Origin of the sequence: Halopseudomonas pertucinogena, assembly GCF_014646575.1 — a bacterium.
Classification (GTDB): Bacteria; Pseudomonadota; Gammaproteobacteria; order Pseudomonadales; family Pseudomonadaceae; genus Halopseudomonas; species Halopseudomonas pertucinogena.
In genome coordinates, this window is sequence record NZ_BMNN01000008.1 from 1 (window position 1) to 22,245 (window position 22,245).

At 63.0% G+C, this 22,245-nt stretch carries 20 protein-coding genes; 8 read left to right on the forward strand and 12 right to left on the reverse strand.

Annotated features, from left to right (window positions below; genetic code table 11):
* Positions 1-189: 189 nt before the first annotated feature.
* From pssA to IEW63_RS13435, 4 genes are all read right to left on the reverse strand, one after another.
* The gene (gene pssA / locus IEW63_RS13420; RefSeq protein WP_188637150.1) at positions 190-1,029 is read right to left on the reverse strand and encodes a CDP-diacylglycerol--serine O-phosphatidyltransferase; all 840 of its coding nucleotides are present in this window, start codon (positions 1,027-1,029) and stop codon (positions 190-192) included.
* A 129-nt stretch (positions 1,030-1,158) separates the two neighbouring features.
* Positions 1,159-2,205 (reverse strand): ketol-acid reductoisomerase, encoded by a 1,047-nt coding sequence (gene ilvC / locus IEW63_RS13425; protein WP_373288235.1) that lies wholly within the window; start codon positions 2,203-2,205, stop codon positions 1,159-1,161.
* A gap of 17 nt (positions 2,206-2,222) precedes the next feature.
* Positions 2,223-2,714 carry an acetolactate synthase small subunit gene (gene ilvN, locus IEW63_RS13430; RefSeq protein ID WP_105646582.1) on the reverse strand — a complete coding sequence of 164 codons (492 nt, stop codon included), beginning with the start codon at positions 2,712-2,714 and terminating at the stop codon, positions 2,223-2,225.
* A gap of 1 nt (position 2,715) precedes the next feature.
* Entirely contained in the window at positions 2,716-4,440 is a 1,725-nt protein-coding gene (locus tag IEW63_RS13435; protein ID WP_188637152.1) for an acetolactate synthase 3 large subunit, read from the reverse strand.
* 428 nt (positions 4,441-4,868) lie between these two features.
* Here IEW63_RS13435 and IEW63_RS13440 point away from each other — a divergent pair, with 428 nt between their 5' ends.
* Positions 4,869-5,303 (forward strand): DUF4124 domain-containing protein, encoded by a 435-nt coding sequence (locus IEW63_RS13440; RefSeq protein ID WP_188637153.1) that lies wholly within the window; start codon positions 4,869-4,871, stop codon positions 5,301-5,303.
* Between the two features lie 12 nt (positions 5,304-5,315).
* Here IEW63_RS13440 and IEW63_RS13445 read toward each other — a convergent pair whose 3' ends face one another.
* Genes IEW63_RS13445 through mrcB form a run of 3 tightly spaced genes read right to left on the reverse strand, consistent with a single transcriptional unit; the run spans position 5,316 to position 8,640 of the window.
* Positions 5,316-5,651 carry a YqcC family protein gene (locus IEW63_RS13445; RefSeq protein ID WP_188637154.1) on the reverse strand — a complete coding sequence of 112 codons (336 nt, stop codon included), beginning with the start codon at positions 5,649-5,651 and terminating at the stop codon, positions 5,316-5,318.
* Positions 5,651-6,301 (reverse strand): tetratricopeptide repeat protein, encoded by a 651-nt coding sequence (locus IEW63_RS13450; RefSeq protein WP_188637155.1) that lies wholly within the window; start codon positions 6,299-6,301, stop codon positions 5,651-5,653. The genes IEW63_RS13445 and IEW63_RS13450 overlap by 1 nt, the downstream gene beginning before the upstream one ends.
* 17 nt (positions 6,302-6,318) lie before the next feature.
* Positions 6,319-8,640: a penicillin-binding protein 1B gene (gene mrcB, locus IEW63_RS13455; protein WP_188637156.1), complete on the reverse strand. Its 2,322-nt coding sequence runs from the start codon at positions 8,638-8,640 to the stop codon at positions 6,319-6,321.
* Positions 8,641-8,751: 111 nt separating this feature from the next.
* Here mrcB and IEW63_RS13460 point away from each other — a divergent pair, with 111 nt between their 5' ends.
* From IEW63_RS13460 to IEW63_RS13470, 3 genes are all read left to right on the forward strand, one after another.
* Positions 8,752-10,290: a bifunctional aminoglycoside phosphotransferase/ATP-binding protein gene (locus IEW63_RS13460; RefSeq protein ID WP_188637157.1), complete on the forward strand. Its 1,539-nt coding sequence runs from the start codon at positions 8,752-8,754 to the stop codon at positions 10,288-10,290.
* A gap of 165 nt (positions 10,291-10,455) precedes the next feature.
* The gene (locus IEW63_RS13465; RefSeq protein WP_188637158.1) at positions 10,456-10,725 is read left to right on the forward strand and encodes a TfoX/Sxy family protein; all 270 of its coding nucleotides are present in this window, start codon (positions 10,456-10,458) and stop codon (positions 10,723-10,725) included.
* Positions 10,726-10,831: 106 nt separating this feature from the next.
* Complete coding sequence (locus tag IEW63_RS13470) at positions 10,832-11,629, forward strand: cyclic nucleotide-binding domain-containing protein (protein ID WP_188637159.1); 798 nt, start codon at positions 10,832-10,834, stop codon at positions 11,627-11,629.
* Between the two features lie 162 nt (positions 11,630-11,791).
* Here the strand turns inward: IEW63_RS13470 and IEW63_RS13475 are convergent, their stop codons facing one another.
* Genes IEW63_RS13475 through IEW63_RS13485 form a run of 3 tightly spaced genes read right to left on the reverse strand, consistent with a single transcriptional unit; the run spans position 11,792 to position 17,490 of the window.
* The gene (locus tag IEW63_RS13475; RefSeq protein WP_188637160.1) at positions 11,792-13,225 is read right to left on the reverse strand and encodes an efflux transporter outer membrane subunit; all 1,434 of its coding nucleotides are present in this window, start codon (positions 13,223-13,225) and stop codon (positions 11,792-11,794) included.
* Entirely contained in the window at positions 13,222-16,353 is a 3,132-nt protein-coding gene (locus IEW63_RS13480; protein ID WP_188637161.1) for an efflux RND transporter permease subunit, read from the reverse strand. Before IEW63_RS13480 ends, IEW63_RS13475 begins: the two co-directional genes overlap by 4 nt.
* A gap of 6 nt (positions 16,354-16,359) precedes the next feature.
* Positions 16,360-17,490: an efflux RND transporter periplasmic adaptor subunit gene (locus IEW63_RS13485; RefSeq protein WP_188637162.1), complete on the reverse strand. Its 1,131-nt coding sequence runs from the start codon at positions 17,488-17,490 to the stop codon at positions 16,360-16,362.
* 193 nt (positions 17,491-17,683) lie between these two features.
* Between IEW63_RS13485 and IEW63_RS13490 the strand changes: the two genes are divergently transcribed.
* On the forward strand, positions 17,684-18,337 hold the full coding sequence (locus IEW63_RS13490) for a TetR family transcriptional regulator (protein WP_188637163.1): 654 nt from the start codon (positions 17,684-17,686) through the stop codon (positions 18,335-18,337).
* Positions 18,327-18,680 (forward strand): Rieske (2Fe-2S) protein, encoded by a 354-nt coding sequence (locus IEW63_RS13495; RefSeq protein ID WP_229710527.1) that lies wholly within the window; start codon positions 18,327-18,329, stop codon positions 18,678-18,680. The genes IEW63_RS13490 and IEW63_RS13495 overlap by 11 nt, the downstream gene beginning before the upstream one ends.
* Here the strand turns inward: IEW63_RS13495 and sfsA are convergent.
* Both sfsA and IEW63_RS13505 read right to left on the reverse strand, forming a co-directional pair.
* Entirely contained in the window at positions 18,659-19,384 is a 726-nt protein-coding gene (gene sfsA, locus IEW63_RS13500; RefSeq protein ID WP_188637226.1) for a DNA/RNA nuclease SfsA, read from the reverse strand. The genes IEW63_RS13495 and sfsA overlap by 22 nt on opposite strands.
* Positions 19,384-20,562 carry a pyridoxal phosphate-dependent aminotransferase gene (locus IEW63_RS13505; RefSeq protein WP_188637164.1) on the reverse strand — a complete coding sequence of 393 codons (1,179 nt, stop codon included), beginning with the start codon at positions 20,560-20,562 and terminating at the stop codon, positions 19,384-19,386. The genes sfsA and IEW63_RS13505 overlap by 1 nt, the downstream gene beginning before the upstream one ends.
* A 287-nt stretch (positions 20,563-20,849) precedes the next feature.
* Between IEW63_RS13505 and dksA the strand changes: the two genes are divergently transcribed.
* Both dksA and gluQRS read left to right on the forward strand, forming a co-directional pair.
* The gene (dksA, locus tag IEW63_RS13510) at positions 20,850-21,293 is read left to right on the forward strand and encodes an RNA polymerase-binding protein DksA (protein ID WP_188637165.1); all 444 of its coding nucleotides are present in this window, start codon (positions 20,850-20,852) and stop codon (positions 21,291-21,293) included.
* 55 nt (positions 21,294-21,348) lie between these two features.
* On the forward strand, positions 21,349-22,245 hold the full coding sequence (gene gluQRS, locus IEW63_RS13515; protein WP_188637166.1) for a tRNA glutamyl-Q(34) synthetase GluQRS: 897 nt from the start codon (positions 21,349-21,351) through the stop codon (positions 22,243-22,245).

Sequence of the window (22,245 nt, forward strand, 5' to 3'; positions counted from 1 at the left end):
CACTGCCTGATACATCGACCTGACAAGCTGTTCGCTTACCGGGTCAGGGAGGCGCATTCTACAGGGTTGAAACACCTTGTCAACGCCTTCCTCACATCCCTTTCCACTGCCTGGCAATCCTGCTGCTGACCTGCCCCGGCGGTGAGCGGCGCATTATAGAGTGATCAGCAACGACGTCAAGCCCTTTTCTCAAACTGAGTTCGTCTCATCCTGCCGGCGACCGTGACGACGCCAGCGCCAGAGCGCCTGGACCGGCCCCGAGAGACTGTAGGCAATGAAGATAACCCACAGGATACGCGACGGGTCGGTGGATATGATCGCAAAAACCAGTACCACCAGCAGGATGACAAAAAACGGGACGCGCCCGCGCATGTCGAGATCCTTGAAGCTGTAATAGCGGACATTACTCACCATCAGCAGCCCGCCCATCGCGGTCAGGATGCCAACCAGCCAGGCAATATCCTGCCCTTCGATGCCGAAATCGCTCAATGACCAGACCATGCCCGCCACCAGCCCCGCCGCTGACGGACTGGCCAGACCGGTGAAGTAGCGCTTGTCGGTGGAGCCGATATGGGTGTTGAAGCGCGCCAGGCGCAGCGCCGCCCCGGCTACATAGATGAACGCGAAGATCCAGCCCACCTTGCCCATGCCGTCGAGCGCCCAGGTGAACGCCACCAGCGCCGGCGCCACGCCGAAGGCCACCATGTCCGACAAGGAGTCGTACTCGGCACCGAAGGCACTCTGGGTGTTGGTGAGCCTCGCCACTCGACCGTCCAGACCATCCAGCACCATGGCCACGAAGATGGCTATGGCGGAGTGGGAAAAATTGCCGTTCATGGCACTGACTATCGCGTAGAACCCGGAGAACAGGGCTGCGGTGGTAAACAGGTTGGGCAGCAGATAGATACCCCGACGGCGGACCTTCTTGCCATCCGGCCCCGGCACTTCTTCGATATGCTCATCAATGGGCAACAGGGTGTGCGCGCCTTCGTCTTCGAAATGTGATTCTTGCTGATGCTCGTCTTTCATATCCTGAACCTTGACCACGTCGGCTGAGCGCCCAGTGTCGCAAACTTGACTCATGTATAGCCAGTCCCAGCGCTCCCCGGAAACGAAAAACGCGGCCGAAGCCGCGTTTTTCTCTGACCGAGAGCCGAATCAGTTCTTGGTCTTGTCAACGATCTTGTTGGAAGCGATCCACGGCATCATGCCACGCAGCTTCTCGCCCACCTGCTCGATCGGGTGCGCAGCGTTGTTGCGACGTGCTGCGGTCATGGACGGATAGCCCAGAGCACCTTCGGAGATGAACATCTTGGCGTACTCACCGGACTGGATACGCTTCAGCGCATTGCGCATTGCGGCGCGGGACTCATCGTTGATGATTTCCGGACCAGTCACGTACTCACCGTACTCGGCGTTGTTGGAGATGGAGTAGTTCATGTTGGCGATGCCGCCTTCGTACATCAGGTCGACGATCAGCTTCAACTCGTGCAGGCACTCGAAGTAGGCCATTTCCGGCGCGTAGCCCGCTTCGGTCAGCACTTCGAAACCGGCCTTGACCAGCTCGACCGCACCACCACAGAGAACGGCCTGCTCACCGAACAGGTCGGTTTCGGTCTCGTCCTTGAAGGTAGTCTCGATGATGCCGGTACGACCGCCGCCCACGCCGCTGGCGTAAGACAGGGCAACATTCTTGGCGTTGCCGGAAGCGTCCTGATAGATGGCGATCAGGTCGGGAATACCACCACCCTTGACGAACTCGGAGCGAACGGTGTGGCCTGGCGCCTTGGGAGCAACCATGATCACGTCCAGATCCTTGCGCGGCACGATCTGGTTGTAGTAGATGGCGAAACCGTGGGCGAAGGCCAGGGTAGCACCCTGCTTCAGGTTCGGCTCGATCTCGTCGCGATACAGCTGGGCCTGGAACTCATCCGGAGTCAGGATCATGACCACGTCGGCGGCGGCAACGGCAGCCGGCACGTCGGTCACTTTCAGGCCATGGGCTTCGGCCTTGGCGATGGAGGATGAACCGGCACGCAGGCCGACGGTAACGTCAACGCCGGAATCCTTCAGGTTGCAGGCATGGGCATGGCCCTGCGAACCGTAACCGATGATGGCCACTTTCTTGCCCTGGATGATGCTCAGATCGCAGTCTTTGTCGTAATAAACTTGCATGTGAATCCCCTTCCTATGCGGCCGTGCCAGGCCGCGACTCAATTGTTTTAGATACTCAGAACCTTCTCGCCGCGCGCAATGCCGGACACGCCGGTGCGCACGACCTCCAGTACCGTCGCCGGGCCAACCGCTTCGATGAAGCTGTCCAGCTTGTCAGACGTCCCTGTAAGCTGAACGGTATACACACTGCTGGTCACATCGACGATCTGGCCGCGGAAGATATCGGTGGTCCGCTTGACTTCCGCGCGCTGGGCGCCGGTAGCCTTGATCTTGACCAGCATCAGTTCGCGCTCGATGTGTGCGCCTTCGGACAGATTGACCAGCTTCACCACCTCGATCAGCTTGTTGAGGTTCTTGGTGATCTGCTCGATGACATCCTCCTGACCGATGGTGGTCAGCGTCAGGCGCGACAGCGTCGGATCCTCGGTCGCCGCCACGGTCAGGGTTTCGATGTTGTAGTTACGCTGGGAAAACAGCCCGACCACACGGGACAGCGCACCGGGCTCGTTCTCCAGCAGTACGGAAATGATATGTCTCATGTCAGGTACGCTCCGTCTTGCTCAGCCACATGTCACGCATCGAGCCACCCGCGATCTGCATCGGGTAAACGTGCTCGGTATGGTCCACACGGATATCCATGAACACCAGACGCTTGGTCTGAGCGAACGCCTCTTCCATCGCCGGCTTCAGATCTTCCGGCTTTTCGACACGCATGCCGACGTGGCCGTAGGACTCGGTGAGCTTGATGAAGTCCGGCAGCGATTCCATGTAGGAGTGCGAGTAACGACTGTTGTACTGCATGTCCTGCCACTGGCGAACCATGCCCAGCGCCTGGTTGTTAAGGGTGATGATCTTCACCGGCAGGTCGTACTGCAGACAGGTCGACAGCTCCTGAATGTTCATCTGGATGCTGCCCTCGCCGGTCACACAGGCGACCATCGCGTCAGGATGGTGCAGCTGGATGCCCATGGCTGCCGGCAGGCCGAAGCCCATGGTACCGAGACCACCGGAGTTGACCCAGCGGTTGGGTTTGTCGAACGGATAGTACTGGGCCGCAAACATCTGATGCTGACCGACGTCGGAGGTAACGTAGGCGTCGCCCTTGGTGACCTCCCAGAGGGTCTCGATCACGGTCTGCGGCTTGATGATGGAACCGTCGCCCATGTCGTAGGGGAACAGCTTGCCGTCACCGCGCCACTCGTCGATCTGCTTCCACCAGGCAGCCAGTACCTCGGCCCTGGGCTTGAGCTTGTGCTCGCGGGTCATGCCCAGCATTTCATTCAGCACGCTGTCCACCGGACCGACAATCGGAATATCCGCCTTGATGGTCTTGGAGATGGACGCCGGGTCGATATCGATATGGATGATCTTGGCGTTCGGGCAGAACTTGGACGCACCGTTGATCACCCGGTCGTCGAAGCGCGCGCCGACGCACATGACCACGTCTGCATGGTGCATGGCGACGTTGGCGGTGTAGCTGCCATGCATGCCCAGCATGCCGAGGAACTGGCGATCGGTACCCGGAAAGCCACCCAGACCCATCAGGGTATTGGTGACCGGGACACCCAGCTCCTTGCCCAGCTCTGTGAGCTGCTTCGCAGCGCCGCCCATGATCACGCCACCACCGGAGTAGATGATCGGGCGACGGGCTTCGACCAGCAGGTCCAGCGCCTTGCGGATCTGACCGGAGTGGCCGCGGACCGCCGGGTTATAGGAGCGCAGCTTGACCTTCTTCGGGTAGCTGTATTCGAACTTCTCGGCCGGGTTGGTCATGTCCTTCGGGATATCGATGACCACCGGACCGGGGCGACCGGTCTGAGCGAGATAGAAGGCCTTCTTGACGATTTCGGGGATCTCGCGCGGATCCTTGACGATGAAGCTGTGCTTCACGATCGGGCGGGAGATGCCGACCATGTCGGTCTCCTGGAAGGCATCGGTGCCGACCATGTGACTGGCAACCTGGCCGGAAATGACTACCATTGGTATGGAGTCCATGTAGGCCGTTGCGATACCGGTAATGGTATTGGTGGCGCCGGGACCCGAGGTCACCAGCACCACGCCCGGCTTGCCGGTGGCACGCGCGTAGCCATCAGCCATGTGTGCGGCGGCCTGCTCATGACGCACCAGCACGTGGGTCACATCATCCTGACGGAAAATCGCGTCATAGACGTGCAACAGCGCACCGCCCGGGTACCCGTAAATAAATTTAACACCCTCGTCACGCAGTGAGCGGACGACCATCTCAGCGCCGGATAAAAGTTCCACTTTTGAATCACCTCTAGCATACCGTTCACCCTTTGGGCGAGCGGCAGGATACCTGTTTACTGCTCGGCAGTGCATTGGCAACGGTGGTTGTCATGCAACAGCTTGACTGCGTGCAATGGAGACTGTCTCCCTGCAGGTAGCGGGAGCATCTCACCCAGCGCGAGGTAACGCGTTCGGGGCCAGGCCGGGAGCTTGTGGGTCAAGACCTCCCGGATTGAGCAACAAAGCAGGCTGCCCCGGTCGCCGAGTAGGCACCGATCACAGCATGCTTATGAGAACCCCGAATTGTTTACATTCATGACCTACAAGTCAAGTGAAGATGAGACGAAAGCCGCACCTCTGACATGACGGGGAGGTTGCCATATACCCCGGTTTCGGCAATTGGCTATAGTAGCGACATTCGATGCTCAACACAGGGATGACGATACATGCGCAAGCTGATGACACTCGCAACGCTGAGCCTGTTCTGCTGCAGCGCCACGGCCCAGCAGATATATCAATGGACTGACGAGCGCGGTCGAACGCAATACGGGCAGCTGCCTCCGGCGAACACCTCCTACCAGCAGGTGGACATACGCGCGCCCGCCCCCATCGGCGGCCAGCTCCGTGCGCCGGCCGGCACTCCCGCCGCGCCGGACCGAGCGGAAGCAGCCCGCGCCACTGAAGAACGGCAGCGTGAACGGGCGCGGGCGGAAGCCACCCAGGCGATGTGTGAGGAACTGGAGAAGGATCTGACCACTCTGGAGAACAATCCGCGGCTGCGCCGAACCAACGCGGATGGTGAAGTGGAGCGGCTAGGTGAAGACGAGCGCCAGCAACTCATTCAGCAGACCCGGGACAATCTGCAGCAACACTGCCGCTAGGCCTGGCAGCAGTCAGCCCCGGCTTGCCAGCTGACCCGCGGCGTGGTCGATACGACCGAGGATTGCAACCAGACCGGCAGCGTGACTGCCGAGATGAGCGAAGGCTTCCTCGCCCATCGGCCGGATATTGCACCCCGCCGGCATGCCGCCGCCAGCCTCGATGATCTGCCCCATCCGCGGGATGAAGATCCACTGCAGCCAGCCTTCGAAGGGCAAGGTATCCACGCAGAACGGCTCGCGGCTGGCCAGCGCCGCCGGCGAGGGCGGCAGCGCCGCCCACAACTCCAGCGCACGCAGCTCCTGCTCCAGCTCGAGCAGAGCATCGGCCAGGCCATGCCACTGCTGCATCACAGGTTCACCCTGGCACGCTGACGGGCCTGCTCCGCCCCGGCGGCATCACCCTGACGCTCCCGCGCCTCGGCTACCAGCCCCCAGAGTCCGGCCTGCAGGGTTGGCCTACCGGATGCATACGACAACCCGCGACGCGCCAGTTGCTCAGCCTGGGCCGCGTCGCCCTGGTCCAGCCGGACCCGGGCCAGGCGATACAGCACCTGGGGCTCCCGCGGCGCGATCCTGAGCGCCCGCTCGAGACTGGCTGAAGCACTGTTGAGGTCGCCACTGCTTTCCTGCTGGCGAGCTGACGTCAACAGCGCCAGCACCGGCCCGGAGAGCTGCTCGTCTTCCTGCAGGGCGTTGCCGGCACCGGGCCTGCTGCCCGTCGCAGGCTCGCTGCTGACCGGTGAGCTATCCAGCGGGTACGACTGAACTGCGCTGGAGCCACCCTGACCATCGGGCACCAGCACGACCACGCCGGCGTCATCCCGGACCTGCTCCTGCGGCTGCACCTGGGGTTGGCCGCGCATGCCCGCCCCCGTCTGCAGATCCTCGTTGGATACCGGACGGCCCGAGTCCACGACCGGCGCGTGACCACCGGTGCCGGCGCAGCCTGCCAACAGCATGATACAACCGGCCAGCAGGCCAATGTGCTTGGTACCCATTGCTTCACTCCTCATGTTCATTGCAGCCATCCGCGGATGACATCCATTACCCGCCCGGCGCCCTCACGCACCGGCGCGGTGTCAATCAGCGGCTGGCAACCAGGCCCCGGCAGCGGCTCGAAGCCATGCCGGAAGGGCACCCGAACCGTATCAGGGCAACTCGGGTCACTGCCTTCACCGGTCAGTCGGTCGACCCAGGCGTAAACGATACCCTCCGGCGGCACGTCGGACAGACTGCGCGGATGCGCCTCGGCCATGAACGCAGTCCACACCCGCAGAGCGCCGGTAGCGCCAGTGAGACGCGTCTGGCCATTGTCGTCACGGCCAAGCCAGGCCACCGCTACCAGATCATCCGAGAAGCCGGCAAACCAGCTGTCGCGCAGGTCATTGGTGGTTCCGGTCTTGCCAGCCAGACGCACACTCGACGGTATCCGATTATAGGCCGAACGCCCCGTACCTTCCGCCATGACCCGACTCATCGCCTCCTGAATGAGGAAGATGGTCGCCGAATCGAACTGCTGCTGCACTTCGAACGGATAGCGCCGCAGCTGCTCGCCGTCGGCGGTCAGCACGTTGCGGATGGCCCGCAACGGCGTATTGAAACCGCCGTTGGCCATTGTCTGGTACATGTCTGTCACCTGCATCGGCGTCATCGCACCCGACCCGAGCAGCATCGCCGGATAGGCCGGCCAGCCATGGCGAACGCCCATGCGCTCGATGGTATTGAGCACCCGGTCCACGCCCACTTCCACACCCAGCCGCACCGTGGCCTGGTTGTAGGAGCGCGACAGCGCCTCATGCAGCGGCACGATGCCGTGGCTCTGGCGGCTGTAGTTCTGCGGCGACCAGGTCTTGCCCGGCTCGGCGGTCAGGGTGATCGGCGAGTCGTCCACCGGCGTGATCAGCGAATAGCGCTCGGGCTGTTCCAGCGCCGCCAGGTAGACCGCCGGTTTGACCAGCGAGCCTATCGGCCGTGACGCATCCAGTGCGCGGTTGAAGCCGGAGAAGCGCGGATTGCGCCCCCCTACCAGCGCAAGTATCTCGCCGGTCTGGGCGCCGGTGACCACCATCGCCGCTTCCATTTCATCGGCACGCTCACCCAGGCTCTTCAGCGAATCGGCTACTGCCTTTTCCGCCTTCGACTGCAGCAGCGGATCGAAACTGGTGAAGATGCGCAGCCCTTCGCTGGTCAGGTCCTCATCCATATAGTCCTCACGCAGCTGACGCCGGACCAGATCCATGAATGCCGGATAGCTGCTGTCCGCCAGGCTGCCCCGCACGGTCACATCCAGCGGCTGACCGATGGCCGCTACCGCCTGCTCGGAACTGATCACCCCCTGCTCCTGGAGCATCTGGATGACCAGATCACGGCGCTTCTTGGCACGCTCGGGCTGGCGACGGGGGTTGTACAGCGACGGCCCCTTCACCATGCCCACCAGCAGCGCGACCTGATGCAGCTGCAGTTCATGCAGCGGCTGGGCGAAGTAGTACTGGCTGGCCAGACCGAAGCCGTGCACGGCGCGGCGGCCATCCTGACCGAGGAACACCTCGTTCAGATAGGCCTCCAGAATCTCCTCCTTGGAATAATGGAGCTCAAGCAGTATGGCCATGATCGCCTCGGTGCCCTTGCGCACCAGGCTGCGCTCACTGCTGAGGTAGAAGTTCTTGACCAATTGCTGGGTCAGGGTACTGCCGCCCTGCACCACCCCACCGGCGGTGAAGTTGACGTAGGCCGCCCGGGCAATGCCTTTGGGCGAGACGCCAAAATGCTGGAAGTATTCGCGGTCCTCCACGGCCACCAGCGCCTCGACCAGATAGGGCGGCGCCTGATCCAGCCGCACCAGGATCCGGTCCTCGTTGTGTGCGGGATAGATTCCGCCGATCATCAGCGGCTCCAGACGCGCCATCACCACATCGCCGCTGCCCGACAGACCGGACACCTGACGGCCGTCAAAGCGCACGCTGATGCGCTGGGCCGGCTCAGACCCTTCGAAGGACTGGAAACCGCGGGTATAGACATCCACCCGGCCCGCCGCAACGGACATCTGACCGGGCTGACTGATGGCGCTGACCTTGCGATAACCCAGTGCCGAGAGCTCCGTGAGAAAATCATCCCGACTGAGCTGCTGCCCCGCATAGAGTTCCAGCGGACGGGCAAACACCTTGGCCGGAACGGCCCAGCGCTTGCCGGAGAACTTTTCCTGGACCACCGCGTCCAGATAGATCGTCAGACCTGCCAATACCACCAGACCCACCAGCGCCAGCTTCCACAGCAGCCCCGTCCAGCGCCGCCAGAACCCGACCCTGCGGGCTGACTTCCTACTGCGTTTTCTACCCATAAAATCCCTGTTCACCCCATATCACGGGAAAGCAACACTTCCAGCAACGGTTGGCCTCACTGCGGCCAGGCTTCATAATGCCCGCATCGCCCGCCTACCACAGGATCCGACGTGAGCCAGACACTGCTTGATGCGCTGCAAGACCCGGCGCTGTACGACCACCCCGTCAGCAATTTCACGCTGATGGAAATCCACATATCCTGGGTTCTTCTCACCGGCGACTTCGTCTACAAGATCAAGAAGCCGGTCAACTTCGGCTTCCTCGATTATTCCACACTCGAGCAACGCGCCCACTACTGCGCCGAGGAGCTGCGGCTCAACCAGCGCCTCGCCCCGGATCTGTATCTGGAGGTGGTCGCCATCCGCGGCAGCGAAACCGCTCCCAGCCTCAAGGGCGACGGGCCGATCATCGAATACATGGTCAGGACCCGCCAGTTCCGCCAGGAGGATCTGCTCGGCAACCTGCAACGGGCCGGTGGGCTCATGCCCGGGCATATCGACGACCTGGCCACCACCCTGGCGGCGTTCCATCAGCGTATCGAGCGGGCCGCGACCGGCACCCCATGGGGCGAGCCGGAGCAGGTCCACGCGCCGGTAACACAGAACTTCGAACAGATCCGGCAGCTGCTCACGGACCCCACAGACCTGGCACAGCTCGAGCGACTGGAGCACTGGGCGCATACTACCTTCCAGCGGCTGATTCCCCAACTGGCACAGCGTAAAGCCGACGGGCTGATTCGGGAATGCCACGGTGACATCTATCTGGACAACGTCACATTGGTCGACGGACAAGTGACCCTGTTCGACTGCATAGAGTTCAATGACGCCTTCCGCTGGATCGATATCATGAGCGACGTGGCATTCATGGCCATGGATCTGGAGGACCGCGGCCTGCCACAACTGTCCCGCCGCTTCGTCAACGCCTGGCTGGAGCATACCGGCGACTATGCCGGGCTCGCCGTACTCAACTATTACAAGGCCTACCGTGCCATGGTCCGCGCCAAGGTGGCGCTGTTTCGCCTGGGCCAGGCCGAGCTGAGCGCGCAGGAGCGCGAACAGGTACTGGCCCGCTACCATGGCTACGCCGCCCTGGCCGAAAGCTACACCGACATCCCCCGGCGCTTCGGCCTGCTGACCCACGGGGTCTCCGGCTCCGGCAAGAGCACGGTCGGCGGCGCGCTGGTCGAGCGTCTGGGCGCCATCCGGGTACGCTCGGATGTAGAACGCAAGCGGCTGGCCACGGAGGGTGGCAATACCGGCGAGCTGTACGGCGAGGATGCCAGTCGCCAGACCTACGCCCGGCTCGCAAGCCTGGCCAGCAAGATACTGGCCGCCGGCTACCCGGTGATCGTCGATGCAACCCACCTGCAACGCTGGCAGCGCAACCAGTCACGCCAGGCAATCGAGAGCCAGGGCGTACCCTGCGTCATTCTGCATTGCCAGGCGCCGCTGGATACCGTGGAAATCTGGCTCAACGAGCGCCAGCGCAAGGGTGGCGATCCCTCCGATGCCGATATCCACGTGGTCAATCTGCAGCTGCAGGAGCTCGAACCGCTGGATGAAGAGGAACGCCAGATCACCCTTGTCGTCGCCACCGATCGCTCTGACAGCCTCGACCAGCTCACAGAACAGCTACAGCGCCGCCTGTGACGGACCCGCCAGCTGTACGGAACGGCTGGCGGCAACTAGACTGAACTCGGGACCCAATAAAAAGAAGCCCGATGCCATGCCACAAAACCACATCTGCCGTCTCCAGCGGGCCGGCGCAGACGCCGTCTGCACGGCCACCTCCGTTTCCCCCGCAGCGAGGTGGCCATGCCTGAAACGGAACTGATCAATCTGCGCAACCTGGGCAAGACCTCCGTGCAATGGCTGCGCGCCATCGGCATCCATGACGCCGCCGAGCTGCGCCGCCGCGGCCCGGTCGCGGCCTACAGCGCAGTGCGTGCGCGCGGTTTCCGGGCGTCGCGGACACTGCTCTTCGCCATCGCCGGTGCGCTCCAGGACATCCACTGGAGCAAGCTCGACCCCGATTACAAGCAACAGCTGCTGCAGCAGCTGGATGAATACGACCGCAGGGAATGAGCTGCCGCGCGAACAGACCTCTCGCGGCGTGCTTAAGCGTTAGCCGCAGGTGATGCTTTTGCAGTATCGTATCGATCAGCCAAGGAACAGGATCAAGGAACTCGTTATGTATCTCATCGGCGACCAACCCCCTTACGCGGAAAAGCTCATCAATAGTCTGCAGCGCATTCCCGCCCAGCTGCTGGATGGACTGGAGCCCCACGGCGAGCCCATCGCGCTGGAGGCCGTCGCCGACCTTTATCAGGTCATCGGCAATCGCGATCTCTATTTGCTGCGAAGCGGCCTGCTGCACGCGCTGATCGACGGAAAGCCATTGTTCTACATCCAGGAAGGCGATCTGATCGGGCTGCGCCAGGGGCTCAACGCGGCACCCTGCACCTATATGAGCGAGGAGCCGCTGGTACTGGTCCCCTATGATCGCGAGTCGCTGTTCCGGCACATCCACGCCAGCAATCAGCGCCAGGAGCTGTTCACCCAGTACATACTCGGCCAGGCCGCATTGATGTCCGATGCCCTGGCGCGCAGCAAGCCTGCCGACGTACGGCCGGTTACCGGCTTCCGCCACTTCGCGGCCGGTGAGGAGCTGATCAGGGAAGGTGACGATGCGGACCACGTCTTCATCATCACCGAAGGCCATGCCGAGGCGTTTGTCGGCGGCATCAAGGTGGGAGACGTTCAGCGCGACGAGATCTTCGGTGCCATGGCCCTGTTCACCCGGGAAAAGCGCTCGGCCACGGTAATTGCCAGCAGCCCGACCACGGTGATGATGATTCCCAAGGAACAGTTCCTGGCGCTGATGCAGAGCAACCCGCGGATCGCCCACAGCCTGATCGAAAGCATGGCCCGCCGCATCGACCTGATGAACAAGGAACTGACCCATTACAAACAGCTGGCCGCAAATTAATTTTGCGAGAAGCCTTGACTCTCAAATGATAACGATTATTATTAACAGCAAGTCACCGCAAGGTGGCTTGGGTAACGGGAGGTCGCAAGACTGACGGTTATCTCCTCATCAGGCTAATCACGGATTTTGGCCCGCTCCCTGAGCGGGCCATTTTTTTGCCTGTCAGGCTTCCGGTTCTGCCGAGGCCGCTGCCACTTCTTCCACCTGCCAGCCACCACCAAGCGCCTTGAACAAATTCACCTCGCTGACCAATTGATTGCGACGGTCATTGACCAACTGCTGCTGGGCCGTGAGCAATTGGCGCTGGGCATCAAGCAAGGTCAGGTGGCTGTCCACCCCGGTGCGATAGCGGCGCTCGGCCACCTCGTAGTAATCCTCGCTCACTTCCAGCAGGTTGCGCTGCGCCTGGACCTGCTCGACGTAAGTCTCGTGGGCCGCAAGGCCGTCTGCCACGTCGCGGAACGCATCCTGAATCGCCTGCTCGTACTCGGCCACACGGATATCCCGGGAGATTTCCGCGTAGTCGAGATTGGCCCGCAGGCGACCGGCCGTGAATATCGGAATGCTGATACTCGGCGTGAAGCTCCAGTAGCCGGATCCGCTGCTGAACAGATCGGACAGCTGAGTGCTGGCACTGCCGGCGGCGCCGGTCAACCCGATGCTCGGGAAGAAGGCGGCGCGGGCCGCGCCGATACTGGCGTTGGCCGCCATCAACTGCCGCTCGGCGGCAATGATATCAGGCCGTTTGAACAGCAGTTCGGAGGGCAGGCCCACTGGCAGATCCGCCAGCAGGTCCATTTCCAGCTTGCCTTCGCCGATGTCATCCAGTGCCACGTTCTGACCGAGCAGTTGTTGCAGCGCGTTGCGGTCCTGGGCCACCTGACGGCGGTACTGCGCCTCGGCGGCGCGGGCTGTCTCGACCGCGGTGCGGGCCTGGGTCAGTTCCAGGGTCGAGGCAACGCCGACGTCGTAGCTGCGCTGGACCAGGGCCAGGCTTTCCTCATAGGCATTCAGAGTCTGCTGGGTAACCCTGAGCAATTCCCGGTTGGCCTGCCAGGTGAAATAGCTGTTGGCCACGCCGGCGATCAGGCTGACCTGGACACTGCGCTGGGCTGCCTCGCTGGCGAGAAATTCCTGCAGCGCCTGTTCGCTGAGGCTGCGCAGTCGACCGAACAGGTCCAGCTCCCAGGCTACCCCCAGGGTGGCAAAATACTGCCCCCCGGTGGTCGCTTCGCCGGTGGGGCTCAGGTTCTCCGGGGTGCGGCTGCGGTTGCCGCTGGCGTCAGCGGAAACCGAAGGCAGCAGCGTGGCATGCTGGATGCCGTAAAGGGCCCGGTAGGCCTCCACATTCAATGCCGCGATGCGCATATCACGATTGTTCTCCAGCGCAACCTGGATCAGTTCGCGCAGCGCCGGGTCCCGGAAGAACTCCTGCCAGCTCAGGTCCATCGCTTCGGTCTGCGAATTGAGTTCGCCGTAGGCTTCACCGGCCGGCCAGACGTCGGCAACCGGCATCGCCGGCCGCTCGTACTGCGGAATCATCGAACAACCGCCGAGCAGGCCCAGCACCGCCAGACACATCAGGGAAGGTTTCACTGTGCGTTCTCCTTGTCGTCGGTGACGACCCTGCGTGAGAAGATGGACGACACCATCACGTAGAACAGCGGCACCCAGAAAATCACCAGCACCGTCGCCGTGAGCATGCCGCCGACCACACCAGTACCAATCGCATGGGAGCTGCCGGCGCCGGCACCAGTGGCAATCGCCAGCGGCACGACGCCGAGGGTGAATGCCAGAGAAGTCATGATGATCGGCCGCAGACGCATGCGACAGGCCTCTACCGCGGCATCGAACAGCGACATCCCCTGGGCATGCAGGTCCTTGGCGAACTCGACGATCAGGATAGCGTTCTTCGCCGTCAGACCGATCGTGGTCAGCAGCCCCACCTGGAAGAACACGTCGTTATCCAGCCCACGGCCCATGGTCGCCAGCAGCGCCCCTATCACGCCCAGCGGTACTACCAGCATCACCGCAAAGGGAATGGACCAGCTCTCATAGAGCGCAGCCAGACACAGGAAGACCACCAGCAGGGAAAGGGCGTAGAGCGCCGGGGCCTGATCGCCGGACAGCCGCTCCTCGAATGACAGCCCGGTCCAGTCGATGCCGATGCCCGCCGGCAGCTGCTGGGCCAGTCGTTCCATCTCGGCCATGGCATCACCAGTACTGTATCCGGGAGCCGCTTCGCCCTGAATTTCCATGGCCAGCACCCCGTTGTAGCGCGCCAGTTTCGGCGGGCCATAGACCCACTCGCCGGTAGCAAAGGCGCTGAACGGAACCATCTCACCCTGGTTGTTGCGTACGAACCACTTGCCCAGATCCTCCGGGTTCATCCGCGCTTCCGCTTCGCCCTGCAGGTAGACCCGCTTCACCCGCCCACGATCGATGAAGTCATTGACGTAGCTCGAGCCCCAGGCAATCGACTGGGCAGCGTTGACGTCACTGAGCGCCACGCCCAGCACCTGAGCCTTTTCGTCATCGATGATCAGCCGGTACTGCGGCTCGTCATCCAGGCCATTGGGCCGCACCGAGGTCACCACGTCGCTTTGAGCCGCCAGGCCGAGCAGCTGATTGCGCGCCTGCATCAGCGCATCATGGCCCAGCCCTGCGTTGTCCTGAAGGAAGAAGTTGAAACCGGTGGCGTTACCCAGCGCCATCACCGCCGGCGGCGCGAAAGCCATGACCTGCGCGTCACGGAAGGAAGCGAAGCGATCCATGGCGCGCTCGACCAGAGCAAAGACGCTCTGCCCATCCTCCTCACGCTCCGCCCAGGGCTTGAGGCCGACGAACGCAATGGCGGCATTCTGGCCGCGACCGGCGAAGCTGAACCCGGTCACGGTAAAGACCGACTGAACCACGTCACTCTCTTCGGTGAGAAGGTACTCGCGCATCTCGTCCACGGTCTTCTGCGTACGCTCCATGGTGGAGCCTGCCGGCCCCAGCACCTGAACGAACATCACCCCCTGGTCCTCATCCGGCAGGAAGGAACTGGGCAACTTGCCGAACAGGAATATCATGCCGCCGACAATCGCGACATACATCAGCAGATAGGGCGCCTTGCGCCGCAGTACTGCCGCCACTCCCCGCTCGTAGCGACGCACACCCTTGTCGAAGTTGCGGTTGAACCAGCCGAAGAAGCCACGTTTCTCATGAGCCTGCCCCTTGGGGATGGGCTTGAGAATGGTCGCGCACAACGCCGGCGTGAAGATCAGGGCCACCAGCACCGACAGCGTCATGGCCGAAGCAATGGTGATTGCGAACTGGCGGTAGATTACCCCGGTGGATCCACCGAAGAAGGCCATCGGCACGAATACCGCTGACAGCACAAGGCCGATACCGATCAGGGCGCCCTGGATCTGGGTCATGGATTTGCGCGTCGCCTCAAGCGGTGACAACCCTTCCTCGGCCATCACCCGCTCGACGTTCTCCACCACCACAATGGCGTCATCCACCAGCAGACCGATGGCCAGCACCATGGCGAACATGGTGAGGATGTTGATGCTGAAGCCGAACACCGAAAGCACCCCGAAGGTGCCGAGAATCACTACCGGCACAGCGAGGGTGGGAATCAGCGTGGCGCGGAAATTCTGCAGGAACAGGTACATCACCAGGAACACCAGGGCGATGGCTTCCATCAGCGTGTACACCACCCCGGTAATGGATTCGGAGACCACCGGCGCCGTTTCGAAGGGGTAAACGACCTCGACTCCCGGCGGGAAGAACGGCTTCAGATCGGCGATGGTCTGCTTGACCGCCCGGGTGGTTTCCAGTGCGTTGGCACCGGTGGCCAGCTGAATGGCGATACCGGTGGCCGGCTGGCCGTTGTACAGCGCACGGAAGTTGGCATTCTGTGCCCCGAGCTCGACCCGCGCCACGTCACCCAGACGGACCTGGGAGCCGTCGGAGTTGACCTTGAGCAGAATGGCGCGGAACTGCTCCGGTGTCTCGAAACGGGTCTTGCCGATGATGGTTGCGTTGAGCTGCTGCCCCGGCACCGCCGGCGCGCCCCCGAGCTGGCCACCGGATACCTGCACGTTCTGTGCGGCAATGGCGTTGCGCACGTCAACCGGAGTCAGGTTGAAGCGGTTGAGTTTGGCCGGATCCAGCCAGATGCGCATGGAATAGGCCGAACCGAATACCTGGAAGTCACCGACTCCGTTGGTCCGGGAAATCGGGTCCTGGACCGTGGACACGATAAAGTCCGACAGGTCCTCGTTGCCCATGCTGCCGTCGGTGGAGATCAGGCTCACCACCATCAGGAAGTTGGATGATGCCTTGGTCACCCGGATCCCCTGCTGCTGAACCTCCTGGGGGAGCATCGGCGTCGCCAGCTGCAGCTTGTTCTGCACCTGAACCTGGGCGATATCCGGGTCGACGCCCTGATCGAAGGTGACGGTGATCCGCATGCTGCCATCGGAGCCACTCTCCGACCGCATGTAGCGCAGACCATCGATGCCGTTCATCTGTTGCTCGATTACCTGGGCGACCGTGTCCTGCACTGTCTGTGCTGAGGCACCGGGGTAGTTGACCGCGATGTTGACCGCGGGCGGAGCAATGCTGGGATACTGGTTGACCGGCAGGCCGAGCACAGCCAGCCCGCCCATCAGCATCACCAGGATCGCCAGCACCCAGGCGAAGATGGGGCGGTCGATGAAATAATGTGGCATGGGAGATTATCCTTCCTGTCCGGCAGCGTTCACGGGCTCGACATTCTCTGCCGGCACCGGCTCGACCTTCATGCCCGGTCGTGCCATGTGCACCCCTTCGGTTATCAGCCGGTCGCCTACGTTGAGACCTTCGCTGACCAGCCAGCGGTTGCCCACGGTACGGTCGGTAACAATGATGCGCTGCTCGACCACATTGTCGTCGTTGACCAGCATCGCCACGGCCTGGCCCCGGGGGTTGCGCCCGACGCCCTGCTGCGGCACCAAGATCGCATCGCTGCGTGCCCCGGCGACCAGCTGCGCATGCACGAACATGCCCGGCAACAGGATCCGGTCAGGGTTGGGGAACACCGCCCGCAGCGTTACCGAACCGGTACCCTCGTCCACGCTCACTTCGGAGAATTCCAGACGTCCCTCGTGTTCATATTCGGAGCCGTCATCCAGACGCAGGACCGCCCGGGCCGCGTTCTCGCCCGCCTTCTCCAATCGCCCGCTGTCCAGATCACGGCGTAGCGCCAGCATGTCGCGGGCCGGCTGTGTCACGTCCACATAGATAGGGTCAAGTTGCTGGATGGTGGCCAGCGGCTGGGCCTGGCCATTGCTGACCAGCGCCCCCTCGGTCACCGCCGACCGGCCGATCCGTCCGGAGATCGGTGCGGAAACCCGGGTATAGCGCAGATCGATCCGAGCCCGTTCGAGCGCCGCATCAGCCTGCAGCTTGGCGGCACGCGCCTCGTCGTAGGCCTGACGGCTGACCGCCCGATCCTCGACCAGCACCCCATAACGCTCCGCCAGGGTACTGGCGGACAGCTGGGTGGCCTCGGCGCTCTTCACTGCCGCTTCATAGACGGCCGCGTCGATCTGGTACAACTGTTGTCCGGCCTTGACCTCGCTGCCTTCCTCGAACAACCGCTTCTGAATGATACCGTTGACCTGCGGCCGAACTTCCGCCACCCGGTAGGCACGGGTCCGGCCCGGCAATTCTGTGGTTACGACAAAATGTTGGGCTTCGACGCTGATGACCCCGACCTGCGGAATGGGCTGGGCCACCTCGTCCGGTTGCGGCTCGGAGCAGGCGGCGAGCAGGACGACGGCGGTAAACAGGGGGATCAGAGCAGCGCGTGCTGGCTTGACTGGCATGGGCGGGGCACCTCTTTGTGCAAACGTTTAACGCGATGCAGCGGCAGGGAAATAGTTCGTTTCGAAGCAGACAATAATACTTACATTCACGAATGTTTGTAAGTTGTTTTGCGATTGCTTAACATTTGTACACCAATTCAGTGGGATGTCTCGCATCCCCTCGCCATGACCGTACAGAGGGCTTACCAGCCAGATGGCCAGACGCACCAAACAGGAAGCCCAGGAAACCCGCGCCCAGATTATCGACGCTGCGGAGCTGTGTTTCTCCAGCAAGGGGGTGACGCATACCTCGCTGGCAGAAATAGCCAAGCGCGCTGGCGTCAGCCGCGGTGCCATATACTGGCATTTCCTCAACAAGGACGAAGTGTTCGAAGCCATGCTTCAGCGCGCCCGGACTCCCCTCCAGCACCTGGAAGAGGCCACCCGGGATATCGACCAGCCCGCCCCCCTTGACCGGCTGCGCGAACTCATTGCCGAAGTGCTCCGTCAGACCGAGCGCGATCCCGCGACCCGCCGGATAAACGAGATCGTCTTTCACAAGTGCGAATTTACCGATCGGATGTGTGATTTGCGTGAAAACATGCGCACCATGCGCCGGGCATCGCTGGATAAGCTGGAAATGGCCCTGCGCAACGCCGTCGAGAAGCAGCAGCTGCCCCCGGCGCTGGATATTCCGGTCGCAGCCCGCTGCATTCAGGCCCAGCTGATCGGCACGCTGGATACCTGGCTGCTGCGCCCGGAAGACTACTCCCTGGCCGATCAGGCCGAACGGCTGGCGGACATCATTCTGGATACGCTCAGATACAGCCCGGCGATGTTGCAGGAGCAAGCCGCCGGTGGGAAGTGAGCCGACTGTTCCGGTCTTGCTGTGCCGACTGGATGAGCTGGCGGACCCGGGCAGCAGAGGCTTCGAGCTGGCGGGGCGCCGGCTGTTCCTGGTACGCCAGGGGCAGCAGGTGTTTGCCTACCACAACCGCTGCCCGCACCGCGGCGTTCCACTTGAGTGGGTGCCGGATCAGTTTCTCGACCGCTCCGGGCGTCTGATCCAGTGCGCCAGCCACGGCGCGCTGTTCCTCCCCGAGTCCGGTGAATGCGTGGCGGGCCCCTGTGCCGGGGCCTATCTGATGCCCCTGGCCTGCGAGGTAAGTGCCGGCCAGGTGTGGTTGAATCAGCTGCCGCCCGCCGGCTGATCCAGCTCCACAGGTAGCTGACCTGCCAGCACCAGGCCCTGGGGCGTCGGCTCCACCCCCCAGGCGAGTACCGACACACCGGCGGCGCTGGCTTCACGCAACAGCATGCCGTAAACCGGATCGATCTCATCCGCGGGGCGCACCCGCGTGATGCCTCCGTGCATCACGCAGAACAGCAGGCAGCTTCGCCGGCCCGCGCGCGCCAACGCCGTCAACTCACGCAGATGCTTCTGGCCGCGCAGGCTGACCGCATCGGGAAAGGCGCCGATGCCACCTCCCAGCGCCAGGGTGACGCTCTTCACCTCTACGACACAATCGCCATCCGCGCCGGCAAGCAGGAAGTCGAAGCGGCTGCCGCCCACCTCGACACACACCTCGCGCCGTATCTCGGTAAAAGCAGCCAGCGGTGTGATGCGCCCCTGCGCCAATCCCGTCGCGACCACCGCGTTGGCCCTGGCGCTATGTATGCAGGCCAGCCCACCCGGCGTGGTTTCCACCAGCTCCCAGGTGCCCGGCAGCTTGCGGCCGGGCCGTGGGTTGAGGTCAACCCATACACGGCTGCCGGCCTCGGCACAGTTCTTCATTGATCCGGTATTGGGGCAATGCACGGTCAACTCCTGACCATCATGGAGCTGAACATCTGCAAGAAACCGCTTGTAGCGCCGAAGGAGTATGCCCGGCACCAGCGGCCGGTCGAACGGGATCAGCATCCGGACCAGTCCCGCAGCCCGCCGGCAATGCGCTCCACCGCCTGTGCCAGCCGTGGCAGGTCACTGGCGTAGGCGAAGCGTACATGTTCGCCCGCGCGGTGGGTGCCGAAGTCCAGCCCGGGGGTAATGGCCACGTGCTGGGTGTCGATCAGGTGTTGGCAAAGGCGTTGGGAGTCGCTGCCGAAGGCGCTGGCATCGGCATAGAGGTAGAACGCCCCTTCCGGTGTGTGGGGAATCGAGAAGCCCAGTTCCCGCAGTGCCGGCAGCAGGAAGTCCCGGCGCTGATGGAAGGCTTCACGTCTCGCCTCGCAGATGGCCAGGGTCTCGTCGCTGAAAGCAGCAAGTGCCGCCTGCTGGGACAGGTGCGGGGCGCAGATGTAGAAGTTCTGCGCCAGCTTCTCCAGCTCCGGCACCGCCTCCTCGGGAGCGACCAGCCAGCCCAGCCGCCAGCCGGTCATACCGAAATATTTGGAGAAGCTGTTCAGCACCCAGGCATCCGGCGCGACCTCCAGCGCCGAGACAGCATCGCAGCCGTAGGTCAGGCCGTGGTAGATCTCATCGACAATGAGCTGTCCGCCCAGGCGGCGGGTGGTGTCCGCCAGGCTGCGCAGCTGCGCAGCACTGAGCACACTGCCGGAGGGATTGGCCGGCGAGGCCGCCAACACCGCAACGCTGTCACCGGTCCAGTGCTGCTCTACCTGCTCCGCCGTCAGCTGGTAGCCGCTCTCCGGCCCGGTGGGAATCAGCCGCCCGCGCCCTTCGACCAGACGCAGGAAATGCCTGTTGCAGGGATAGGCCGGATCGGCCATCAGCACCCGATCGTCCCGCCCGACTAGCAGCGCGCTGATCAGCAGCAGAGCACCGGAGCCGCCGGGGGTGATGATGATCCGGCGAGGGTCGAGATCCACGCCATAACGGCGCTGGTAGAAAGCCGCGATCGCTTCGCGCAGCGCCGGCAACCCCAGCGCCGGGGTGTAACCGGTATGTCCGGCAGCCAGCGCCGCTTCGGCGGCACGCATGATCGGCTCCGGCGTGCCGAAATCAGGCTCGCCGATTTCCATGTGTATGACGTCATGGCCCTGCGACTGCAGAACCCGGGCCCGGTCCAGTACCGCCATGACATGAAAGGGCTCGATGTCACCCAGCCGTTGCGCCCAGCGCCGCTCCTTCATTGCAATCCTCCGCCGTTACGGCGCCAAAAGCCCGCATGATACCTCGCCGGACGCCAGTTGGCCCGCCGACAACCCGCCAGCCATCGCCGCCAGCGCGGAAACAGTCACGCCTGGCGGCCTTGGCACTATGCTCAGAACATGCACTATGATCTGCCGTGGGTAAAAAGTAGCGCCGTCGTGCGCGTTCTGGTAGCTTTGCCCGCTTGCAGGCCACAGGCCGCACCCCCGCCGGTCAGCACATGGTTTCGACCTGGCACAGGATGATTGAGCTAAGAGTGAGGCTGTCTATGCCCAGCAATACCAAAGAAAAAAATGCATTGTTGATTCGCGGCTTTGTTCCATACAAGGAAGAAAAGGGCGAGGAATACATGAACGAGCGCCAGCTCGCTCATTTCGCCGACATCCTGAACAGCTGGAAGCGCGAGCTGATGGAGGAAGTGGACCGCACCGTGACCTATATGCAGGACGAAGCGGCCAACTTTCCCGATCCGGCCGACCGCGCCAGCCAGGAAGAGGAATTCAGCCTGGAGCTGCGCACCCGCGACCGTGAGCGCAAACTGATCAAGAAGATCGACCAGACCCTGCAGCGCATCGAAGATGACGACTACGGCTTCTGCGACTCATGCGGTGTGGAAATCGGTATCCGCCGGCTGGAAGCACGCCCCACCGCCACCCTCTGCATCGATTGCAAGACCCTGGCGGAGATCAAGGAAAAGCAGATCGGCGGCTGACCCGCTTCCGGCCTGCTGGCAGGCAGTACACTCTACTGTCTGCCGCTGACCTGCCATGTCCTCCCCTCGCTACATCGGACGCTTCGCCCCTACCCCGAGCGGCTACCTGCATTTCGGCTCACTGCTCACCGCCGTCGCCAGCTATCTCGATGCCATGCATCATCAGGGATGCTGGCTGGTCCGCATGGAGGATCTGGACACCCCGCGCAATATCCCCGGCGCCAGCGACCACATCCTGCGCACCCTGCGCACCTACGGCCTGCACTGGAATGGCGAGGTGCTCAGGCAGAGCGATCGCCTGCAGCGCTACCAGCAGGTCATCGACCAGTGGCTGGAGAGCGGCCAGGCCTATTACTGCGACTGCCCTCGGCGGGAAATCATTGCCAACAACGGCGTTTACCCTGGCACCTGCCGCGAGCGGCAACTCCCCGCTGCGCCCGACCATGCGGTTCGGCTGCGGGTCACTGACCAGCCGCTGAGCTTCGATGACCGCCTGCAGGGAACCATTACCCGGAACATCCTGCAGACATCGGGCGACTTCATCATCCGGCGGCGCGACGGCATCATCGCCTACCAGCTGGCGGTCGTGATCGATGATATCGATCAGGGCATGACCGATATCGTCCGCGGCGCCGACCTACTCGACTCCACCCCGCGTCAGCTCTGGATGTACCAGCTGTTGCGACACCCCGCTCCGCGCTACCTGCATGTGCCGCTGATCATGCGCCTGGACGGCGAGAAGCTCAGCAAACGGCTGGGCTCCGCCCCGCTGGAAGCGGACCAGGCGGTCGCCACGCTGCATCGTGCGCTGCGCATCCTTACGCCCGATATCCCGCCGGAGCTGGCCTCTGCCCCGGTAGCCGACCAGCTGGAATGGGCCGTGCGGCACTGGCAGCCCGAGCGCCTGCCGCAGAGCCGTCAGATACTCGACCCGACCATGGTCCAGGGGTGA